Raw genomic sequence first — 18,279 nt, 5'->3', positions numbered from 1 at the left:
AACGGTGCGCCCATCCCTGACACGAGGACCCACCATGAATGCACGCACTCCTTCACAACTGCTGCAGCCCGCAGCCGCGCTGGACCGGATCAGCCGCTCCTGGGACGAGCGCATCGTCCCGGCGCTGACCGAGTACATCGCCATTCCCGCCAAGTCGCCCATGTTCGCGCCCGACTGGGAGCAACAGGGCCACCTGGAGACCGTGCTGCGCAATGCGGCCGACTGGGTGCTGGCGCAGAGGGTGGCCGGCCTGACGCTGGAGATCGTGCGCCAGCCGGGCCGCACGCCAGTGCTGTTCTTCGAGGTGGAAGGCACGCAGGACAAGGCGGCCTCCAGCCCCACGGTGCTGATGTACGGCCATCTGGACAAGCAGCCCGAGTTCGACGGCTGGCGCAGCGATCTGGGTCCGTGGACGCCCAAGTACGAGAACGGCAAGCTCTATGGCCGTGGCGGCGCCGACGACGGCTATGCGGTCTACGCCAGCATTGCCGCCGTGCAGGAGCTCAAGCGCCAGGGCGTGCCGCACCCGCGCATCCTGGGCCTGATCGAGACCTGCGAGGAAAGCGGCTCGCGCGACCTGTTGCCCTATGTCGATGCCCTGCGTCCGCGCCTGGGCGATGTGGGCCTGGTGATCTGCCTGGACAGCGGCGCCGGCAACTACGACCAGCTGTGGCTGACCACCAGCCTGCGCGGCATGGCCAGCGGCACGCTGAAGGTGGAGATCCTCACCGAGGGCGTGCACTCGGGCGATGCCTCGGGCGTCGTGCCGTCGTCCTTCCGCATCCTGCGCCAGGTGCTGGACCGTCTGGAGGACAGCAAGACCGGGCGCCTGCTGCCCGCCAGCTTCCACTGCGAGGTCCCGGCCGACCGCATGGCCCAGATGCGCGCCACGGCGGCCATCCTCGGCGAGGAGACCTATGCGCGCTTTCCCTGGGCGCACTACGACTGCGGCGGCTCCACGCTGTTTGCCCTGCCCACCACCACCGACCCGGTGCAGGCGCTGGTCAAGCGCACCTGGGAGCCCACGCTGAGTGTCACAGGCGCAGAGGGCCTGCCCGCGCTGCAGGATGCCGGCAACGTGCTGCGGCCCTACACGGCCTTCAAGCTCAGCCTGCGCCTGCCGCCCCTGGTTGATGCCGCCGCCTGCGTGCAGGAGATGAAGGCGCTGCTGGAGGACAACGCGCCCTACCAGGCCCGTGTGACCTGGCAAGGGCTGTCGGGTGCCAGCGGCTGGAATGCGCCAGCTATGGACGGCTGGTTCGAGGACGCGCTCAACGCCGCCAGTCAGGCGCATTTCGGCGCTTCCTGCGGCTACATCGGGCAGGGCGGCACGATTCCGCTGATGAACATGCTCAGCCAGGGCTTTCCCAAGGCCCAGATGATGGTCTGCGGCGTGCTCGGCCCCAAGAGCAACGCCCACGGTCCCAATGAATTCCTGCACGTGCCCTATGCCAAGAAGCTCACGGCCGCCGTGGCCCAGGTGATCGCCGCCATGGCCGGGACGCAGGCAGCTTCCGAAGCCGGTGCCGGCACTGCCGGCGTGGCGTGATGGCAGCGTCTGCCCCCGCACCCGTTCCGGCATCTGCCTCGCAAGGCCAGGTCACGCGCCTTGCGTCCAGCGACGGCGCCGAGCTGTCACTGCGCGACTGGCCCGTGGACGAGGGCCCGGCGCGCGCCACCGTGCTGCTGGTGCACGGCCTGGGCGAGCACATCGGCCGCTATGCGGCGCTGGCCCAGCGGCTCAATGCCTGGGGCTATGCCGTACGCGGCTACGACCAATATGGCCACGGACGCTCGGCAGGGCCGCGCGGTGGCCTGACGGGCGACAACCGGCTTCTGGACGACCTGGCGGCCGTGGTGGATGACACGCGCGCCCGGCAACCGGCCGGCCAGCCGCTGGTGCTGTTGGGCCACAGCCTGGGCGGCCTGGTGGCGGCGCTGTTCGTGGCCCGGGCCATCCGGCCTGTCGATGCGCTGGTGCTGTCCTCGCCAGCCCTCGATGTGGGTCTGTCGCCGATCCAGAAATTGCTCGTTGGCACGCTGCCGCGCCTGCTGCCCGATCTGCGCGTGTCCAACGGCCTGCAGATTCCGTATCTCTCGCACGACGTGGCGGTCTGCGAAGCCTACCGCGCCGATCCGCTGTGCCACGACCGCATCAGCGCACGGCTGGCGCGCTTTCTGGCGCAGGGCGGCCCGCAGGTGCTGGCCCGTGCGGGCAGCTGGAGTGTGCCCAGCCTGTTGCTGTGGGCAGGGGACGACAGGCTGGTGGCGCCGGCCGGCAGCCAGGCCTTTTCCGACCGTGCGCCGCCGGCCGTGGTGCAGGCGCAGTGCTTTGACGGCGCCTACCACGAGCTGTTCAACGAAAGCGATGCCTTCGCCGCGCCCGTGTTCGCCAGGCTGCGGCAGTGGCTGGGCCGGTTCAGTCCAGCGTGAGCGCCGCCAGCGCGGCCAAGGGCGCGGTTTCCGCGCGCAGAACGCGTGGACCCAGCGTGACGGGCACGAAACCCTGGGCGCGGGCCAGGGCCTCTTCGGCCGGAGAGAGGCCCCCTTCGGGGCCCGATAGAAAGACCACGGGCGCATCCTCGGCCGTGGCGTCCACGATCTCGCCCAGCGGCCGGGTTCCCTCGCCCAGCGACAGCAGCAGCCGCAGCGTGCCGGGCGGCAGCTGTTTCGCGCCGCCCTCCAGCCAGTCTTGCAGGTCGGTGGGCGCATGCAGCGGCGGCACGCGGTTGCGTGTGCACTGCTCGCAGGCCGACACGGCCACGGCCTGCCAGTGCGCCAGCTTTTTCTCGGCGCGCTCGCCCTTGAGCTTGAGCACGCTGCGCTCGGCCACCAGCGGCGTGATGCTGGCGGCGCCCAGCTCGGCGGCCTTCTCCACCAGCCAGTCCATGCGTTCGTTGGCCGTGATGCCTGCCAGCAGGTGCACGGGGCGCAGCGGTTCGCGTTCCACGGCGTGGTGCGCGCCTATGCGCACGGCCACGTCGCTGCGGCCCATGCGCAGGACCGTGGCCTCGAACTCGCCGCCGCTGAAGCCTTCGCCGGCACGGCCCTGAAAGAGGGTGATGCCGTCGCCGGGCTGCAGGCGCAGCACCTGCACATGGCGCGCCGCACCGGGCGGCAGTTCGATGTCGTCGCCGCTGCGCAGCGCGATGGGGCAGTGAAAGCGTGGCATGGCGTACCTGTCCTCAAACGCGCCCGTAGGCCCAGCCCACCTGGGGCTGGATGTTCTCGATCTGGTCCACCAAGCGCAGCAGCGGCGTCAGCTCGCGGTAGCGGCTGCAGGTGGCGCGGATGTAGTGGATGAAGCGCGGCGTATCCGCCAGGTAGCGGGGCTTGCCGTCTCGCAGTGTCAGCCGTGCAAAGATGCCGGCCACCTTGAGGTGGCGCTGCAGCCCCATCCACTCCACGCCACGGTAGAACTCGCCGAAATCGTCGCCCCAGCCGCTTTGGCTGCGCGCGCCCACCAATCCCGACTTGCGTGCCTTTTCCCAGTAACGCACGGTAATGTCGATGACAAAGTCCTCTTCCCAGCTGATGAAGGCATCGCGCAGCAGGCTGGCGATGTCATAGGTCACTGGGCCGTAGACCGCATCCTGGAAGTCCAGCACGCCCAGCGGGCCGCTGGCGGTCACGGGCTGCATGAGATTGCGCGTCATGAAGTCGCGGTGCACGAAGACGCTGGGTGCCGCCAGGTTGTGGGCCACGATCTGGTCGAAGGCCTTGGCCAGCGTGGCCTGCTGCCTGTCGTCGAGCACGGTCTCGCGGTGGCGCGCGATGTACCAGTCGGGGAACAGCTGCAGTTCGCGGCGCAGCAGGGCGTCGTCATAGGCGGGCAGCACGTCGGGGCGCGAGGCGGTCTGCCAGGCCAGCAGCACCTCCAGCGCCGAGCGGTACCAGGCTTCCGCGTCCTGGGGCTTTTCCGGGTCCAGCGCTTCGATGACGGTGTGGCCGCCCAGGTCGGACAGCAGCATGAAGCCGTGCACGGCGTCCCAGTCCAGGATCTGCGGCACGGCCAGGCCGGCCGAGGCCATCAGCGCCTGCACCTTGGCGAAGGGCGCGCAGTCTTCCTTGTCCGGCGGTGCATCCATGACGATGAGGCTGGCGCCGGCGGCGGTGTCCAGGCGCAGATAGCGGCGAAAGCTGGCATCGGCCGAGGCAGGGCGCAGGGTTTCGGGGCGCAGCGCGTGGTGGGCGGACAGCGGGGCCAGCCAGGCGTCGAAGGCGGCATGGCGGGCGGGGTCGGCCCAGACAACGCCGGCCGTGGGGGTGTTTGGATGGCTCATGGATAATCGCGATTCTACAAACCGCCACCCCGGCGAATGCCCGGCGGTGATGCTAGGCTTGCGCCTTTGTCCACCCGCCGCTGTTGACCACCGTGTACCTCCGACCGCCGCTCCCCGATCCGCTGGCTGCCCGCGCGCCCGCGCGCCCCGCTGTACGCCCGCTGGCCTGGCTTGTGGCTCTCGCATGGGCCGGTGGCTCGACGCTGGCCCAGGCCCAGCCCGCTGCGGCCGATGAAGGCCGGCTGCAGCAGGTGCGCCCGCTGCGCCCCAGCACGCTGATGCAGGAAACCTACCCTGAGGCGGTCCGCTCCCAGCAGCCCGTCTACGTGCGCGGTGACGCGCTCAGCGGCCAGCCGGACATCAATGCGGTGATCGAGGGCAATGCCGAACTGCGCCGCGGCGACACCATGATCCGCGCCGACCGGCTCGAATACCAGGTGCCCGACGACCGCGTCAATGCCTCGGGCGCCGTGCACATCAACCAGGCCGGCAATGTCTACGAAGGCTCGCAGCTGGACCTGCAGGTCGATGCCTTCAAGGGCTTTTTCGACAACGCCGGCTACCGCTTCCTGGCCAACGGGGCCTACGGCAAATCCTCGCGCGTGGACTTCATCGACCGCGACCATGCCGTGGTCCATGACGCGACCTACACCACCTGCCAGCGCGATGACGAAGCCACCTGGCAGCCGGCCTGGATGCTGCGCGCCCGGACCTTGCACATCGACATGGCCGAGGAAGTCGGCGTGGCCGAAGGCGCGGCCCTGCAGTTCAAGGGCGTGACCGTGCTGCCCGTGCCGCGCATGAGCTTTCCGCTGTCGGACAAGCGCAAGTCGGGCCTGCTGCCCCCCACCATGGGCCTGGACAAGCTCAGCGGCATCGAATACACGCAGCCCTACTACTGGAACCTCGCGCCCAACCGCGACATGACCCTGTATCCCTCGGTCATGAGCAAGCGCGGGGTCAACCTGGGCGCCCAGTTCCGCTATCTGGAGCCCACCTATTCGGGCGAGGCCTACGCGGCCTACATGCCGGGCGACCGCCAGCGCGACCGTGACCGCTGGGCCTACTCGCTGCAGCACCGGGGCGTCATCAGCTCGCCCATCGGCGGCCTGGGGTTGAACATGAACCTCAACCGCGTCAGCGACGACAACTACTGGCGTGATTTCCCGCTGGCCGCCCGTACGCTGCGCGAGCGCCTGCTGCCCAGCGACGTGAACCTGTCCTGGGCGCGTGGCGACGGGGTGCTGACCCTGCGCAGCCTGTACTGGCAGACCATGCAGGACGCATCGGCGCCCATTGCCCCGCCCTACGGCATGAAGCCGCAACTGCAATGGCGCTACACGCCGCTGGACCTGCCGCACGGCCTGGACTTCAGCTTCGTGGCCGACACCACGCGCTTCGAGATCGACAAGCCCCTGGCCGGCATGACCTACAACAACGGCCAGCGCAGCTACATGCAGGCGCAGCTGAGCCGTCCCTTCCTGTCGCCGGGCGCCTTCATCACGCCCAGGATCCAGTTGCACACCAGCAACTACCAGGTGGACCGCCTGATGAGCAACGGCAGCCGCAATGCCTCGCGCACGCTGCCCACGGTCAGTGTGGACAGCGGCCTGGTGTTCGAGCGCGACACCACGCTGTTCGGCCGCCAGCTGCTGCAGACCTTCGAGCCGCGCGCCTTCTACACCTACACGCCCTACCGCGACCAGAGCTTTCTGCCGCTGTACGACACGGCGCGCAACGACTTCAACTTCGCGAGCATCTACTCCGAAAACGACTACAACGGCCAGGACCGCATTGCCGACAACCACCTGCTGACCCTGGGCGCGACCACACGCCTGATCGACGGGGCCACGGGCGCGGAGAAGGCGCGCTTCGGCATTGCGCAGCGCGTGCGTTTCTCCGACCAGAAGGTCATCCTGCCCGGCGAGGTGCCTGCCACCAGCCGGCTGTCCGACGTGCTGCTGGGTGCGGCCATCAACTGGACCGATGCCTGGTCCACCGAAGGCACGACCCAGTACAACCGCGACCTGAACCGCCCGGTGCGCACCACCTTCGGCGCGCGCTACAGCCCCAGCTCCTACCGCACGGTGAACGTGGCCTACCGTACCCAGTACGACACCGTGGCACGCACCGATGCCAGCAAGCTGGTCGATGTGGGCTGGCAATGGCCCATCAACGACCTCTGGGGCGACAAGGGCCGTGACCTGGGGGCCGGCCGTGGCCAGGGCGGCGGCCGCTGGTACACGGTGGGCCGGCTGAACTACAGCCTGAAGGACCGCAAGCTCGTCGATACCGTGGTCGGGCTGGAGTACGACGGCTGCTGCTGGATTGGCCGCGTGGTGCTGGAGCGCCTGCAAAGCTCCATCACCCAGTCCAACACCCGGCTGCTGTTCCAGATCGAGTTCGTAGGCTTCTCGCGGCTGAGCCTGGGTGCCGACCCGCAGCGCAGCCTCAAGCAGAATGTGCCGCGCTACCAGTACCTGCGCGAGTCGGTGACGCCGCCCAGCCGCTTCACCAATTACGATTAGAGCCAAGGCTCCAAACACGCTTTTTGCAAGGCATCTCTCCCATGCGTTTTCTTTCCCAGACCCATTGCTGCGCAGCGGCCGCTGTGGCGCTGGCCTTGCTGGCCACCACAGCCCAGGCGCAAGGCCTGCGTGTTCCGGGCCAGTCCAGGGCGCCCCAGGCCGGCGATGCCTCCGTCTCGCGCGCGCTGGACGCCACCAACCAGCCCTTGTCGCGTGATCGCGGCGGCAATGCCGGCGTGCGCTCGGCCGACTACATCGTGGCCGTGGTCAACTCCGAGCCCGTGACCAACAACGAGGTGCGGGCCCGCATGGCGCGCGTGGCGCAGAACATTGCCGAGCAGGGCGGCCAGATGCCGCCCGAGGCGCTGCTGGCCCGCGAGGTGCTGGAGCGGCTGATCGTGGAAAAGGCCCAGCTGCAGGAAGCCAAGGACACGGGCCTGCGCGTGGATGACTACGCCGTGGACCAGGCGCTGACCAATGTGGCGCGGCAAAACGGCCTGGACAAGGCCGGCCTGCAGTCACGCCTGCGGGCCGAGGGCGTGAACGAAAAGCAGTTCCGCGAAGAACTGCGCCGCCAGATCACGCTGCAGCGCCTGCGCGAGCGCGATGTGGACGGCCGCGTGCGCGTGACCGAAGCCGACATCGACCGCTACCTGGCCGAGCAGCGCAGTGGCGGCGCCGACAAGGCGCCGGCGGCCGTGAACCTGGGCCACATCCTGATCGCCGTGCGCGAGGATGCCAGCCCCGCCGAAGTGGCCGAGCGCGAAGCCCGCGCCAAGCAGGCTGCCGAGGCGGCCCGCACGCAAGGCGACTTCCTGGCCGTGGTCAAGGAGTTCTCCGATGTGCCCGACGGCCAGGGCGGCGGCGCCATGGGCATGCGCCCGCTGGACCGCTACCCCGAACTGTTCACCAAGGCCGTGGGCCAGACGCCGCAGGGCGGCATCGTCGGCCCCTTCCGTTCGGGCGCGGGCTTTCACGTGCTCAAGGTGCTGGAGAAGTCGCAGGCCGGCATGCCTTCCGTGGTCACGCAAAACCATGCGCGCCACATCCTGCTGCGCATCGGCGACCAGATGACCGAGGCCGATGCCGCCAAGCGCCTGGCCGACTACAAGCGCCGCGTGGACAGCGGCCAGGCCAGCTTCGAATCGCTGGCCCGCGAGTTCTCGCAGGACGGCAGCGCGCGCAACGGCGGCGATCTGGGCTGGGCCTCGCCCGGCCAGTTCGTGCCCGAGTTCGAGCAGGTGCTCAATGCGCTGCAGCCCGGGCAGGTCAGCGACCCGCTGGTCTCGCGCTTCGGTGTGCACCTGATCCAGCTCATCGAGCGTCGCCAGGCCGCGCTGACGCCGCGCGAGCAGCGCGACATGGTGCGCAACGTGGTGCGCGAGCGCAAGCTCGAAACTGACTACCAGACCTGGCTGCAGGAGCTGCGTGGCCGCGCCTACGTCGAGTACCGCGAGCCCCCGCAATAAGACACCCCCCAAGCAGCCATGGCTGCGGCAGTCCACAATGGAAGGCGGTGCCATGGCGCACCGCCTTGCTTTTTCTATGAAACACATTCCTCGCAAACGCTTCGGCCAGAACTTCCTGACCGATGGCGGCATCATCGACGGCATCGTGCGTGCCATCGATCCCCGGCCGGGCCAGTCCATGGTCGAGATCGGTCCGGGCCTGATGGCCCTGACCCAGCCCCTGGTCGAGCGCCTGGGCCGGCTCACCGTGATCGAACTGGATCGCGACCTGGCCGTGCGCCTGCGCCTGCACGAGCAGCTCGACGTGGTCGAGTCCGACGTGCTCAAGGTGGACTTTCGCGCCATCGCTGCGCGCCTGGGCGTGCCCAAGCTGCGCATTGCGGGCAACCTGCCCTACAACATCTCCAGCCCCATCCTCTTTCACCTGCTCGAGCAGGTGGACGTGGTCGAGGACCAGCACTTCATGCTGCAAAAGGAGGTCATCGACCGCATGGTGGCCTCTCCGGCCACGGCCGCCTATGGGCGGCTGACGGTCATGCTGCAGTGGCGCTATGCGATGGAGAGCGTGCTGTACGTGCCGCCCGAGAGCTTCAATCCGCCGCCCAAGGTGGACAGCGCCGTCGTGCGCATGGTCCCGCGCGAGGCGCCGGCGGCCCTGGACGCGAAGCTGCTGGAGGAGATGGTGCAGGTGGCCTTCAGCCAGCGGCGCAAGATCCTGCGCAACACGCTGGGGCGCTGGCTGGAAGCCAAGGGCTTTGACGGGGAGTTCGACCTGCAGCGCCGCGCCGAGGAAGTGCCGGTGTCCGAGTACGAGGCACTTGCAGCCCGGTTCACGCGCAGCTAGACGCAGGTGGCGCACGGCGCCAGCGCCCACATGGGACGCTGGCGCCGTGCAATCAATGTGCGGCTCTTACAGGAAAGAGTAGAAGCAGCGGAACGGGATCTTGCGCTCGGCCCAGTACTCGGCCGCGTCGCGGAAGCTGTCCAGCAGCTGCTCGCGCACTTCCTTGTCGAACTTGGGCGTGGTCGGGATCTGGTCGAGCACGAGCACAAAGCCCGGCTGCGGGCCGGCCTTGTGGATGGGGTCGGTCAGGCAGTCGTAGAGCGCGTCGAAGTTCTTGCCGAAATGCGCGGGGAAGAAGAACTGCGTGGCCAGCAGCTCCAGGATGTCGGCCTTGGTCTGCGCATGGGCCAGGTTGGCATACAGGAAATGGCACCCCAGCGTCTCGGCCGCCTGTTGCAGATCCTCCACCCTGTAGGCGCGGATGGACTGCACGATGTTGGCGCGCACGTTCCGCAAAGGGGTGTCCGGGATCTTACGAAGTGGTGCATCCATCTCCGTGGCTCTTTCTCTAACGTGGATGTGGCCTGCGGGTACGGGCACCTGGCCTGCGGCGTCCCCGGGCTGTGGATGAAATGCAGACCCCTGCCAGCGCACTGCGTCGGACGCGGAGGGTCGAACTGGCTGCAAAGACTGGGTCGAGGTCATTCGATGATCTTGCGAAAGCTGCTGTAGTGGTCGCTGGTGTAGTAGCAGGCATCGGGCTGCTGGGGCTCTCCGCCGCAGACGATGCGGCGGGCTCCGCGGTCACGCGAGCCGGGCGTGCGCACCGTGTACTCACGGTAGTAGCCGCGCGACTGGCGCGGCAGGATGCGCTCGCGGTTGCCGAACACCGTGCCGTCCTTGTCGTGGGCAAAAGGCCCGCCGCGCAGGATCAGCGTATAGGTGGAACGGCCTTCGCGCGGCAGCTCTGACAGAGTGACGGTGGCCATGGCCGCCGTCGAATCCGCGCTCTCGGGCGCCGAGCGGCGCGCATCAGCGAGCGAGGGCGACAGCACAAAGGCGGCCCCGACGATGAGCGCTAGACCGGACTGGTACGCCTTGGCGGCGGCTGCCTTCAGCATCAACTACACCTTTCAGAAATCCAGGGAAGCCCTGAAATCTCGACCCGCTAGTGTGACGGAACACCCCTCAAAATGCAAGTTCTGCCTAAAAAACAGGCAGCTTGACCGAGGAAATGTCTGGGGATTGAACAGTGAGAAGGCAACTCTGCGCCTGAGTTGCCTTCCATTCAATGCAAATGCCGCCCGTTGTCTCAAAAACGCGCGCGGCCAAAACGAGGGACACCGAGCAAGGGCCGCCCCGCAGCGAGGGTGTCGTCCCCCTCCCGCGAAGCGAGAGAGGGGGAAGCGGCGAAGCCGCTCAGGGGGTGCTTAACGGTTAGCGTTAGCGTCCGCCACCGTCAGCGCCGTCATGTTGACGATGCGGCGCACCGTCGTGCTCGGCGTGAGGATGTGCACGGGACGGGCGGCGCCCAGCAGCACGGGGCCGATGGCAATGCCGCCGCCAGCGGCCTGCTTGAGCAGGTTGTAGCTGATGTTGGCCGCGTCGATGTTGGGCATGACCAGCAGGTTGGCATTGCCCAGCAGCGTGCTGTTGGGCATGAGCTGGGCGCGGGCCTTGCCGTCCAGGGCCACGTCGCCGTGCATCTCGCCGTCCACTTCCAGCCAGGGGGCCTGCTCGCGCAGCAGCTCCAGGGTCTGGCGCATCTTGACGGCGCTGGGCTGGTTGCTGGAGCCGTAGTTGGAGTGCGACAGCAGGGCGGCCTTGGGCTTGACGCCGAAGCGCATCATTTCCTCGGCGGCCATGATGGTGATTTCAGCCAGCTGCTCGGCCGTGGGGTCGTAGTTGACGTGGGTGTCCACCAGGAAGACCTGGCGGTCGGGCAGCAGCAGGCCGTTCATGCAGGCATAGGTCTGCACGCCGGCGCGGCGGCCGATCACCTGGTCCACGTACTGCAGGTGGTGCGATGTCTGGCCCCAGGTGCCGGTGATCAGGCCGTCCACTTCGCCCTTGTGCAGCAGCATGGAGCCGATCAGGGTCAGGCGGCGGCGCATCTCGATCCTGGCGATGGGCACGGTGATGCCCTTGCGCTCGGTCATGCGGTGGTAGGTCTGCCAGAAGTCGCGGTAGCGCTCGTCGTGCTCGACGTTGACCACGTCGTAGTCCTGGCCCTCCTTCAGGCGCAGGCCGAACTTCTCGATGCGCTGGGCAATGATGGCCGGGCGGCCGATCAGCGTGGGGCGCGCAATGCGCTCGTCCACCACGATCTGCGCGGCGCGCAGGATGCGCTCTTCCTCGCCTTCGGCATAGGCCACGCGCTTCTTGGTGGCCTTCTTGGCCGTGGCGAACAGCGGCTTCATCATCGTGCCCGAGGCGTAGACGAAGGTCTGCAGATGGGCGCGGTAGGCGTCCATGTCCTGGATCGGGCGCTGGGCCACGCCGCATTCGGCGGCAGCCTGGGCCACGGCCGAGGCGATCTTCATCATCAGGCGCGGATCGAAGGGCTTGGGGATCAGGTACTCAGGACCGAAGCTCAGCTGCTCGCCCACGTAGGCTGCCGCCACTTCCTCGCTCTGCTCGGCCTGGGCCAGTTCGGCGATGGCGTGGACGGTGGCGATTTCCATCTCGGTGGTGATGGTGGTCGCGCCGCAGTCCAGCGCACCGCGGAAGATGTACGGGAAGCACAGGACGTTGTTGACCTGGTTGGGATAGTCCGAGCGGCCCGTGGCGATGATGGCGTCGCTGCGCACGGCCTTGACGTCTTCGGGAACGATTTCGGGGTTGGGATTGGCCAGCGCGAAGATCACCGGGCGCGCGGCCATCTTGACCACCATGTCCTGCTTGAGCACGCCGCCAGCGGACAGGCCCAGGAAGACGTCGGCGCCTTCGATGACCTGGCCCAGGGTGCGCAGCTCGGTGGCGCGTGCGAACTGGGCCTTGTCCTCGTCCATCAGTTCGGTGCGGCCTTCGTAGACCACGCCGGCCAGGTCGGTGACGAACACGTTCTCCCGGCGCAGGCCGACCTTGAGCAGCAGGTTCAGGCAGGCCAGGGCAGCGGCGCCCGCGCCCGAGGCGACGAGCCGGACCTCCTCGATCTTCTTGCCCGCGACCTTGAGCGCGTTGACCATGGCCGCAGCCACGGTGATGGCTGTGCCGTGCTGGTCATCGTGGAAGACGGGGATCTTCAGGCGGCGGCGCAGTTCGCGCTCCACGAAGAAGCACTCGGGCGCCTTGATGTCTTCCAGGTTGATGGCGCCGAAGGTGGGCTCCAGCGCGGCGATCACGTCGACCAGCTTTTGCGGGTCCTTCTCGTTGATCTCGATGTCGAAGACGTCCACGCCCGCGAACTTCTTGAACAGGACGGCCTTGCCTTCCATCACCGGCTTGGAGGCCAGCGCGCCGATGTCGCCCAGTCCCAGCACGGCCGTGCCGTTGGAGATCACGGCCACCAGGTTGCCGCGCGCCGTGTACTTGAAGGCGGCGGCCGGATCCTTGACGATCTCTTCGCAGGGCGCTGCCACGCCGGGCGAGTAGGCCAGGGCCAGGTCATGCTGGTTGGCCATGGGCTTGGTCGGCACGATGGTCAGCTTGCCGGGCTTGGGAAACTCGTGGTATTCGAGTGCGGCACGGCGCAGCTGGGCACGTTTATCGGAAGGGGTCGGGGCCGTGTTGTCGGACATCAAGCGTCTCCAGCGAAGGCATGGCCAACGCACGCGCGGATCAGCCCGCGTGCCGTCGGCCGAGGTAGGGGGGAACCGATTGTAGGCCGACAGGCAATAGCCGGGCCCTGCTGTGAAACTGTTGTGATGCCTGGTTGCCCAATGTCCTGCGGCGGCGGCGGTCTTTGCTTGCGCGGCGCCGCAAAGCCGGGCAATCACATGGCGTCCATCAGATGGCGTCCAGCGGAAACACCGGGCGGCTGACCCGGGCGAACGGAAAGCGCGAATAGTCCGAGGTGGTCACGCCGGGGCTGTCGCACTCGACCAGGCCGGCCGACAGCGGCACGAAGACGGGCCGGCAATACATGCGCGACTTGAGCAGCACGAAGCGAAAGCGCGTCGGGTCCATGCCCACGCAGTGGAACACGCCCAGGTCCCAGGGCTCGTGCGTCTGCTCGGTGATCACGATCTGCGCTGCGCCCGTGTCCAGGCAGACCGTGCGGCCCATGTGGCAGCGCTGGCCGGTGTAGATGGGGCCGCTGACCGTGTAGGCGCCGTCGCTGACGGCGCGCACCGTGCCGCGCAGCCGCAGCGGCTGCTTGTGAAGGCCGATGCGTTCCAGCGAGACCTTGTTGCCCAGCGCGATCTCCACCTCGGCGCCTTCGCCCGCCGCCGTGAGCGAGGCAACCGCTTCGGGGTCGCACAGCGGGCCCACGGCAATGCCTGACAGGCCCAGCTCCAGCGCGGTCTGCAGCACGTCCATGGTGTCGCAGGTGCCGCCGGACATGCAGTTGTCGCCATGGTCGAGCAGCAGCACGGGGCGGTCGGCGCCGTCGGCCAGGGCCTGGGCGCGGCGCAGCGAATCGGCCAGCGGCTCGCTGCGGTAGACGAAGTCGGCGCGGCGCTGCCAGATCCGGGCGGCCAGCGCGTCCACGCTCGCCTGGGTGGCCGCGCGTTCGTCGGTCCTGCAGGTGGCGACCACGCTCACGCAGGGCGCGGCGATGTCGGCCAGCGAGAAGCCGCCGAACACCGAGACCGCGGGCAGGCCCTCCGCTTCCAGGGCGCGCGCTGCGTTCACGGCGTCCAGCATGGGGCCGTCCAGCGTGGTGCTGCGCAGCGTATGGCTCATCAGGGGCAGGCGGTGCCAGCACACGGCGTAGCGCGCGCGGCCGGCCAGCATGTCCAGCAGCAGGCGGCCCGCATGCTCGCCGGTCTCGTACATGTCGATGTGCGGATAGGTCTTGAAGCCCACCATCACGTCGGCATTGCCCACCATTTTTTCGGTGATGTTGCCGTGCAGGTCCAGCGCCACGCCAACGGGCACGCCGGGTGCGGCGGCGCGCACGCGTTCGAGCAGGTCACCTTCGCCGTCGGCGCTGTTCTCGGCCACCATGGCGCCGTGCAGGTCCAGCAAGATGGCATCGCAGCCCGGCGCGGCCGCCACGATGCGGTGCGTGAGTTCGTCATAGGCGGCCGCATGCACGGGGCCGCTGGGATTGGAGGTGGCCGATACCGGCGTGACCAGGGTGGCGCCCGCCGCCTCGGCCAGGTCGATGAAGGCGGCCATGGCCGTGCGCATGCCCTTGTTGGCCGAATAGGCCGCCTCGCCATAGGTGGGCGCAAACGCCTCGATGGGCGTGGGCACGGGCGAGAAGGTATTGGTCTCGTGGTTGAGCCGGGCGATCAGGATCTTCATGCCGGCACCCCGCCGTCCGCTGCCTGCACCACGCCCGCGGCCGCCAGCATGGCGCGCAGCAGCACGTTGCAGCCGGCCTCCAGGTGGGCGGGCTCGGCATCCTCGATCTCGTTGTGGCTGATGCCGTCGGCGCAGGGCACGAAGATCATGGCGGCAGGCGCCACGCGCGCCAGGTAGACGGCATCGTGGCCCGCGCCGCTGACCACGTCCATGGCGCTGTAGCCCAGGTCGGCCGCATTGGCGCGCACGGCCTCCACCAGGTGCGGCGTGAAGGGCTGGGGCGGGAAGTAGACGACCTGCTCCACGCCAATGGTCACGCCACGCGCGGTGGCAATGCGCTCGCAGGCCGCGCGCAGTGCGGCATCCATGTCCAGCAACTGGCCGTCGTCCGGCGCGCGCAGGTCCACGCTGAGCTTGACGCCGCCCGGGATCACGTTGCGCGAGTTGGGAAACACCTCCAGCGATCCCACGGTGCCGCGCGCATGCGGCAGGCGGTCCAGGGCGATGCGGTTGACCTCGGCCACAATGCAGCTGGCGGCCAGCAGGGCGTCGCGGCGCAGCTCCATGGGCGTGGGGCCGGCATGGGCCTCCATGCCCTGCACGCTGACGTCGTACCAGCGCTGGCCCAGCGCGGCGTTGACCACGCCGATCACGCGTTCATGGTTTTCCAGCACCGGGCCCTGCTCGATATGGGCCTCGAAATACGCGCCCACCGCAGGCGCCGGGCCGGCCGGCCCGGCATAGCCGATGGCGCGCAGCGCCTCGTCCACGCTCACGCCCTGGGCATCGCGCTGGGCCAGCGCATGCTCCAGCGTGAAGGCATTGACGAACACGCCCGAGCCCATCATCACAGGCACGAAGCGCGAGCCTTCCTCGTTGGTCCACACGACCACTTCCAACGGGGCGCGCGTGCGCACCCCGCCATCGTTGAGCGTGCGCAGCACCTCCAGCCCGGCCAGCACGCCGTAGTTGCCGTCGAACTTGCCGCCCGTGGGCTGGGTGTCGATGTGGCTGCCCGTCATCACGGGCGGCAGCGCATCGTCCAGGCCTGCGCGGCGCGCGAAGATGTTGCCGATGGCATCGACGCGGATGCTGCAGCCAGCCTCGCGCGCCCACTGCACGAAGAGATCGCGCCCCTGGCGGTCCAGGTCCGTCAGCGCCAGGCGGCACACGCCGCCCTTGGGTGTGGCGCCTATGCGCGCCAGGTCCATCAGCGATTGCCACAGGCGGGCGCCGTCGGTGCGCAGCCCGGCCGCAACGGCGGCGGCTGCAAGAGGGGTACTGAGATCCATGAATGACTCCTGGGAATGCGAAAGGCGGTTGATCAGGCGATCCCTACACCGAGATACCGGTCCTTGATGGCGTCATCGGCCAGGAAAGCGGCATTGCCTGCCTCGTGCGCAATCGCACCCTGTTCGATGATGTAGTGGCGGTCGGCCAGCTGGGTACAGACCTCCAGGTTCTGCTCCACCAGCAAGATCGCCACGCCAGCGGCCTTGATGGTCTTGAGCTGGGCCACGATCTCCTCCACGATCACGGGCGCCAGGCCCTCGACGGGCTCGTCCAGCATGAGCAGGCGCGGCGCGTTCATCAGGGCGCGGCCTATGGCCAGCATCTGCTGCTCGCCACCCGACAGCTGCCCGCCGCCGTTGCCGCGCCGCTCCTTGAGGCGCGGGAAGATGCGGTAGATGTCGGCCAGCTGCCAGGGCGAGCGTTTGCGCTGGCCCAGCAGCAGGTTCTCCTCCACCGTGAGCAGCTTGAAGATGCCGCGGTGCTCGGGCACCAGGCAGATGCCGCGCTGGGCCACCTGGTGCGTGGCCAGCCGGTGCACGGGCTCGCCGCCGAAGCGGATCTGCCCCTGCGAGGGCTGCATCACCCCCGCGATGGACTTGAGCGTGGTGGTCTTGCCCGCGCCGTTGCGGCCCAGCAGCGTGACCAGTTCGCCGTCCTGCACCTGCAGCGACACGCCCTGCAGCACATGGCTCTTGCCGTAGTGGGCGTGTATGCTCTCGACCGAAAGCAGGGGACCGCTCATGCCTTTCCTCCCGTGATCATGTTGCCCAGATAGGCGCTGCGCACACGCTCGTCGGCGCGGATCTCGTGGGGCAGGCCTTCGGCCAGCACACGGCCCTGCTGCATGACGGTGATGGTGTCGGAGATGTCCATGACGATGTTCATGTTGTGCTCGATGAGCACCACGGTGTGCTCATCCCTGAGGCCCTGGATCAGGCGCTTCATCTCGTCCAGGTCATCGATGCCCATGCCCGAGGTCGGCTCGTCCAGGAAGATGGCCTTGGGCCGCGCGGCCAGGGCCATGCCCACCTCCAGCCGCCGCTGCTGGCCGTGCGAGAGGTTGCCGGCCGGCGTGTCCGCATGGCGCTCCAGGCCCAGGCGCGAGAGCACGCTGGCCACGGTGTCGGCCAGGGCGCGAGCACCCACGGGCGCGTTCCAGCAGTCCAGCGCCCTGGCGGGCGCCACGCCCTGGGCGGCCAGGCGCAGGTTCTCGCGCACGGGCAGGGTCAGGAACAGGCTGGTGACCTGAAAGGACCGTGCCATGCCACGCCGCACGCGGCGGTGGTCGGGCTCGCGCGTCACGTCGTGGCCGTCGAACACGATGCGCCCGCCGCTCACGCTCTTGGTGCCCGTGAGCATGTGGAACAGGGTGGTCTTGCCCGCGCCGTTGGGGCCGATCACCGAGTGCACGGTATGGGCGCGCACCTTGAGGTCCACGCCGCCCAGGGCGACGAACTTGTCATAGCGCTTCTCGACGCCCACGGCCTCGAGCAGGATGGGAGATGCTGCGGCGCTCATGCCTGGCCTCCTTTGGTTTCTGCAGCGGCCGCCTCGGCATCTGCCGGCCCTTTGCGGCGCACCAGGGCCCACAGGCTCTCGCCCAGGCCCCACAGGCCGCGCTGCAGGCCCAGGCTCACGATCATCAGCACCACGCCCAGCAGCAGCAGCCAGCGTGGCCACAGGGTGGACAGCCAGTCGCCCAGCAGCACATAGAAGGCCGCGCCCAGCACCGAGGCCAGCAGGTTGCCCGTGCCGCCGATCACGGTCATCACCAGGATCATTTCGCTGGTGTGGTACTCGGCATTGGACAGCGGGGCGATGCCCGTCATCATGGCGTGCAGCGCGCCGGCCAGGCCCGTGACTGCGCCCGAGATCACGAAGGCCTGCAGCTTCAGCAGCCTCAGGTCGTAGCCCACGGCGGCGGCGCGCTCCTCGTTGTCGCGCACGGCCAGCAGCGTGCGGCCGAACATGGAGTCGCAGACGCGGCGCAGCAGCCAGAACACCACCAGAAAGAGCACGGCCACAAAGCCGTAGTACTGCCAGGGCGTGGCCAGCGGCCACAGCGTCTGGCCGGCCACCGCGAGGGCGGGGCGGGGCACATCGAGCAGGCCGTTGTCGCCGCCGGTGATGTCCGTGGCCGAGTAGGCGATGAAGTAGAACATCTGCGCAAACGCCAGGGTGAGCATCACGAAATAGGTTCCGCGCTGGCGTATGGCCACCCAGCCGACGATGGCCGCGCCCACGGCGCCCATGGCGGTGGCGGCCAGCAGGGCCAGCGGCATGGGCAGGGGCCAGCGTGTCAGCAGCAGGGCGATGGTGTAGCTGCCCAGCCCGAAGAAGATGCCCTGCCCGAAGGACAGCAGCCCCGTGTAGCCCAGCAGCAGATTGCAGCCCATGGCCGCGAGGCCGAAGATCAGCACTTCGCTGGCCAGCGAGCCCGACTGCATGCACAGCGGCATGGCCACCACGATGGCCAGCGCGAGAAGGAGATGGGAATGCCTGGTCAT

15 protein-coding genes are annotated in these 18,279 nt (G+C 68.6%); 5 read left to right on the top strand and 10 right to left on the bottom strand.

The features are described 5' to 3' along the window. Nucleotides 1-34 precede the first annotated feature (34 nt). Together ACRSCF_RS30580 and ACRSCF_RS30575 are read left to right on the top strand one after the other, a co-directional pair. Entirely contained in the window at nt 35-1,549 is a 1,515-nt protein-coding gene (locus tag ACRSCF_RS30580; RefSeq protein ID WP_203400183.1) for a M20 family metallopeptidase, read from the top strand. After that, complete coding sequence (locus ACRSCF_RS30575) at nt 1,549-2,433, top strand: alpha/beta hydrolase (RefSeq protein ID WP_244387680.1); 885 nt, start codon at nt 1,549-1,551, stop codon at nt 2,431-2,433. The genes ACRSCF_RS30580 and ACRSCF_RS30575 overlap by 1 nt, the downstream gene beginning before the upstream one ends. Here ACRSCF_RS30575 and ACRSCF_RS30570 read toward each other — a convergent pair. Then, nucleotides 2,420-3,172 carry a 16S rRNA (uracil(1498)-N(3))-methyltransferase gene (locus tag ACRSCF_RS30570; protein WP_016454204.1) on the bottom strand — a complete coding sequence of 251 codons (753 nt, stop codon included), beginning with the start codon at nt 3,170-3,172 and terminating at the stop codon, nt 2,420-2,422. The genes ACRSCF_RS30575 and ACRSCF_RS30570 overlap by 14 nt on opposite strands. A 13-nt stretch (nt 3,173-3,185) precedes the next feature. Next, nucleotides 3,186-4,283, bottom strand: coding sequence for an aminoglycoside phosphotransferase family protein (locus ACRSCF_RS30565; RefSeq protein ID WP_244387679.1), 1,098 nt, complete (start codon nt 4,281-4,283; stop codon nt 3,186-3,188). Between the two features lie 92 nt (nt 4,284-4,375). On the opposite strand from ACRSCF_RS30565, the gene ACRSCF_RS30560 reads away from it, so the two are divergent. The 3 genes from ACRSCF_RS30560 to rsmA all read left to right on the top strand — a co-directional run bounded on the left by ACRSCF_RS30560 (nt 4,376) and on the right by rsmA (nt 9,124). Then, nucleotides 4,376-6,811: an LPS-assembly protein LptD gene (locus ACRSCF_RS30560; RefSeq protein ID WP_034365500.1), complete on the top strand. Its 2,436-nt coding sequence runs from the start codon at nt 4,376-4,378 to the stop codon at nt 6,809-6,811. Nucleotides 6,812-6,852: 41 nt separating this feature from the next. Beyond that, nucleotides 6,853-8,280, top strand: coding sequence for a peptidylprolyl isomerase (locus tag ACRSCF_RS30555; RefSeq protein WP_034365467.1), 1,428 nt, complete (start codon nt 6,853-6,855; stop codon nt 8,278-8,280). A gap of 76 nt (nt 8,281-8,356) precedes the next feature. Further along, a complete protein-coding gene (gene rsmA / locus ACRSCF_RS30550) occupies nt 8,357-9,124 on the top strand; it encodes a 16S rRNA (adenine(1518)-N(6)/adenine(1519)-N(6))-dimethyltransferase RsmA (RefSeq protein ID WP_017404994.1) in 768 nt (255 codons plus the stop codon). 66 nt (nt 9,125-9,190) lie between these two features. Here rsmA and ACRSCF_RS30545 read toward each other — a convergent pair whose 3' ends face one another. From ACRSCF_RS30545 to ACRSCF_RS30510, 8 genes are all read right to left on the bottom strand, one after another. Next, on the bottom strand, nt 9,191-9,616 hold the full coding sequence (locus ACRSCF_RS30545) for a barstar family protein (RefSeq protein ID WP_013804792.1): 426 nt from the start codon (nt 9,614-9,616) through the stop codon (nt 9,191-9,193). A 149-nt stretch (nt 9,617-9,765) separates the two neighbouring features. Beyond that, nucleotides 9,766-10,185 (bottom strand): ribonuclease domain-containing protein, encoded by a 420-nt coding sequence (locus tag ACRSCF_RS30540; protein WP_016447232.1) that lies wholly within the window; start codon nt 10,183-10,185, stop codon nt 9,766-9,768. A gap of 309 nt (nt 10,186-10,494) precedes the next feature. Next, the gene (locus tag ACRSCF_RS30535; protein ID WP_016447231.1) at nt 10,495-12,804 is read right to left on the bottom strand and encodes an NADP-dependent malic enzyme; all 2,310 of its coding nucleotides are present in this window, start codon (nt 12,802-12,804) and stop codon (nt 10,495-10,497) included. 208 nt (nt 12,805-13,012) lie between these two features. Further along, nucleotides 13,013-14,479: a M81 family metallopeptidase gene (locus ACRSCF_RS30530; RefSeq protein WP_016454206.1), complete on the bottom strand. Its 1,467-nt coding sequence runs from the start codon at nt 14,477-14,479 to the stop codon at nt 13,013-13,015. Next, nucleotides 14,476-15,771, bottom strand: coding sequence for a Zn-dependent hydrolase (locus ACRSCF_RS30525; protein WP_034365470.1), 1,296 nt, complete (start codon nt 15,769-15,771; stop codon nt 14,476-14,478). The genes ACRSCF_RS30530 and ACRSCF_RS30525 overlap by 4 nt, the downstream gene beginning before the upstream one ends. Before the next feature lie 32 nt (nt 15,772-15,803). Beyond that, nucleotides 15,804-16,514, bottom strand: a complete 711-nt coding sequence (locus tag ACRSCF_RS30520; protein WP_034365473.1) for an ABC transporter ATP-binding protein — start codon at nt 16,512-16,514, stop codon at nt 15,804-15,806. After that, entirely contained in the window at nt 16,511-17,290 is a 780-nt protein-coding gene (locus ACRSCF_RS30515) for an ABC transporter ATP-binding protein (RefSeq protein WP_012207823.1), read from the bottom strand. The genes ACRSCF_RS30520 and ACRSCF_RS30515 overlap by 4 nt, the downstream gene beginning before the upstream one ends. Further along, entirely contained in the window at nt 17,287-18,279 is a 993-nt protein-coding gene (locus ACRSCF_RS30510; protein ID WP_016447228.1) for a branched-chain amino acid ABC transporter permease, read from the bottom strand. Before ACRSCF_RS30510 ends, ACRSCF_RS30515 begins: the two co-directional genes overlap by 4 nt.

This window comes from Delftia sp. 11MD, from assembly GCF_050907895.1.
Taxonomy (GTDB): Bacteria; Pseudomonadota; Gammaproteobacteria; order Burkholderiales; family Burkholderiaceae_C; genus Comamonas; species Comamonas tsuruhatensis.
This window is presented reverse-complemented; position numbering and strand designations above follow the sequence as displayed.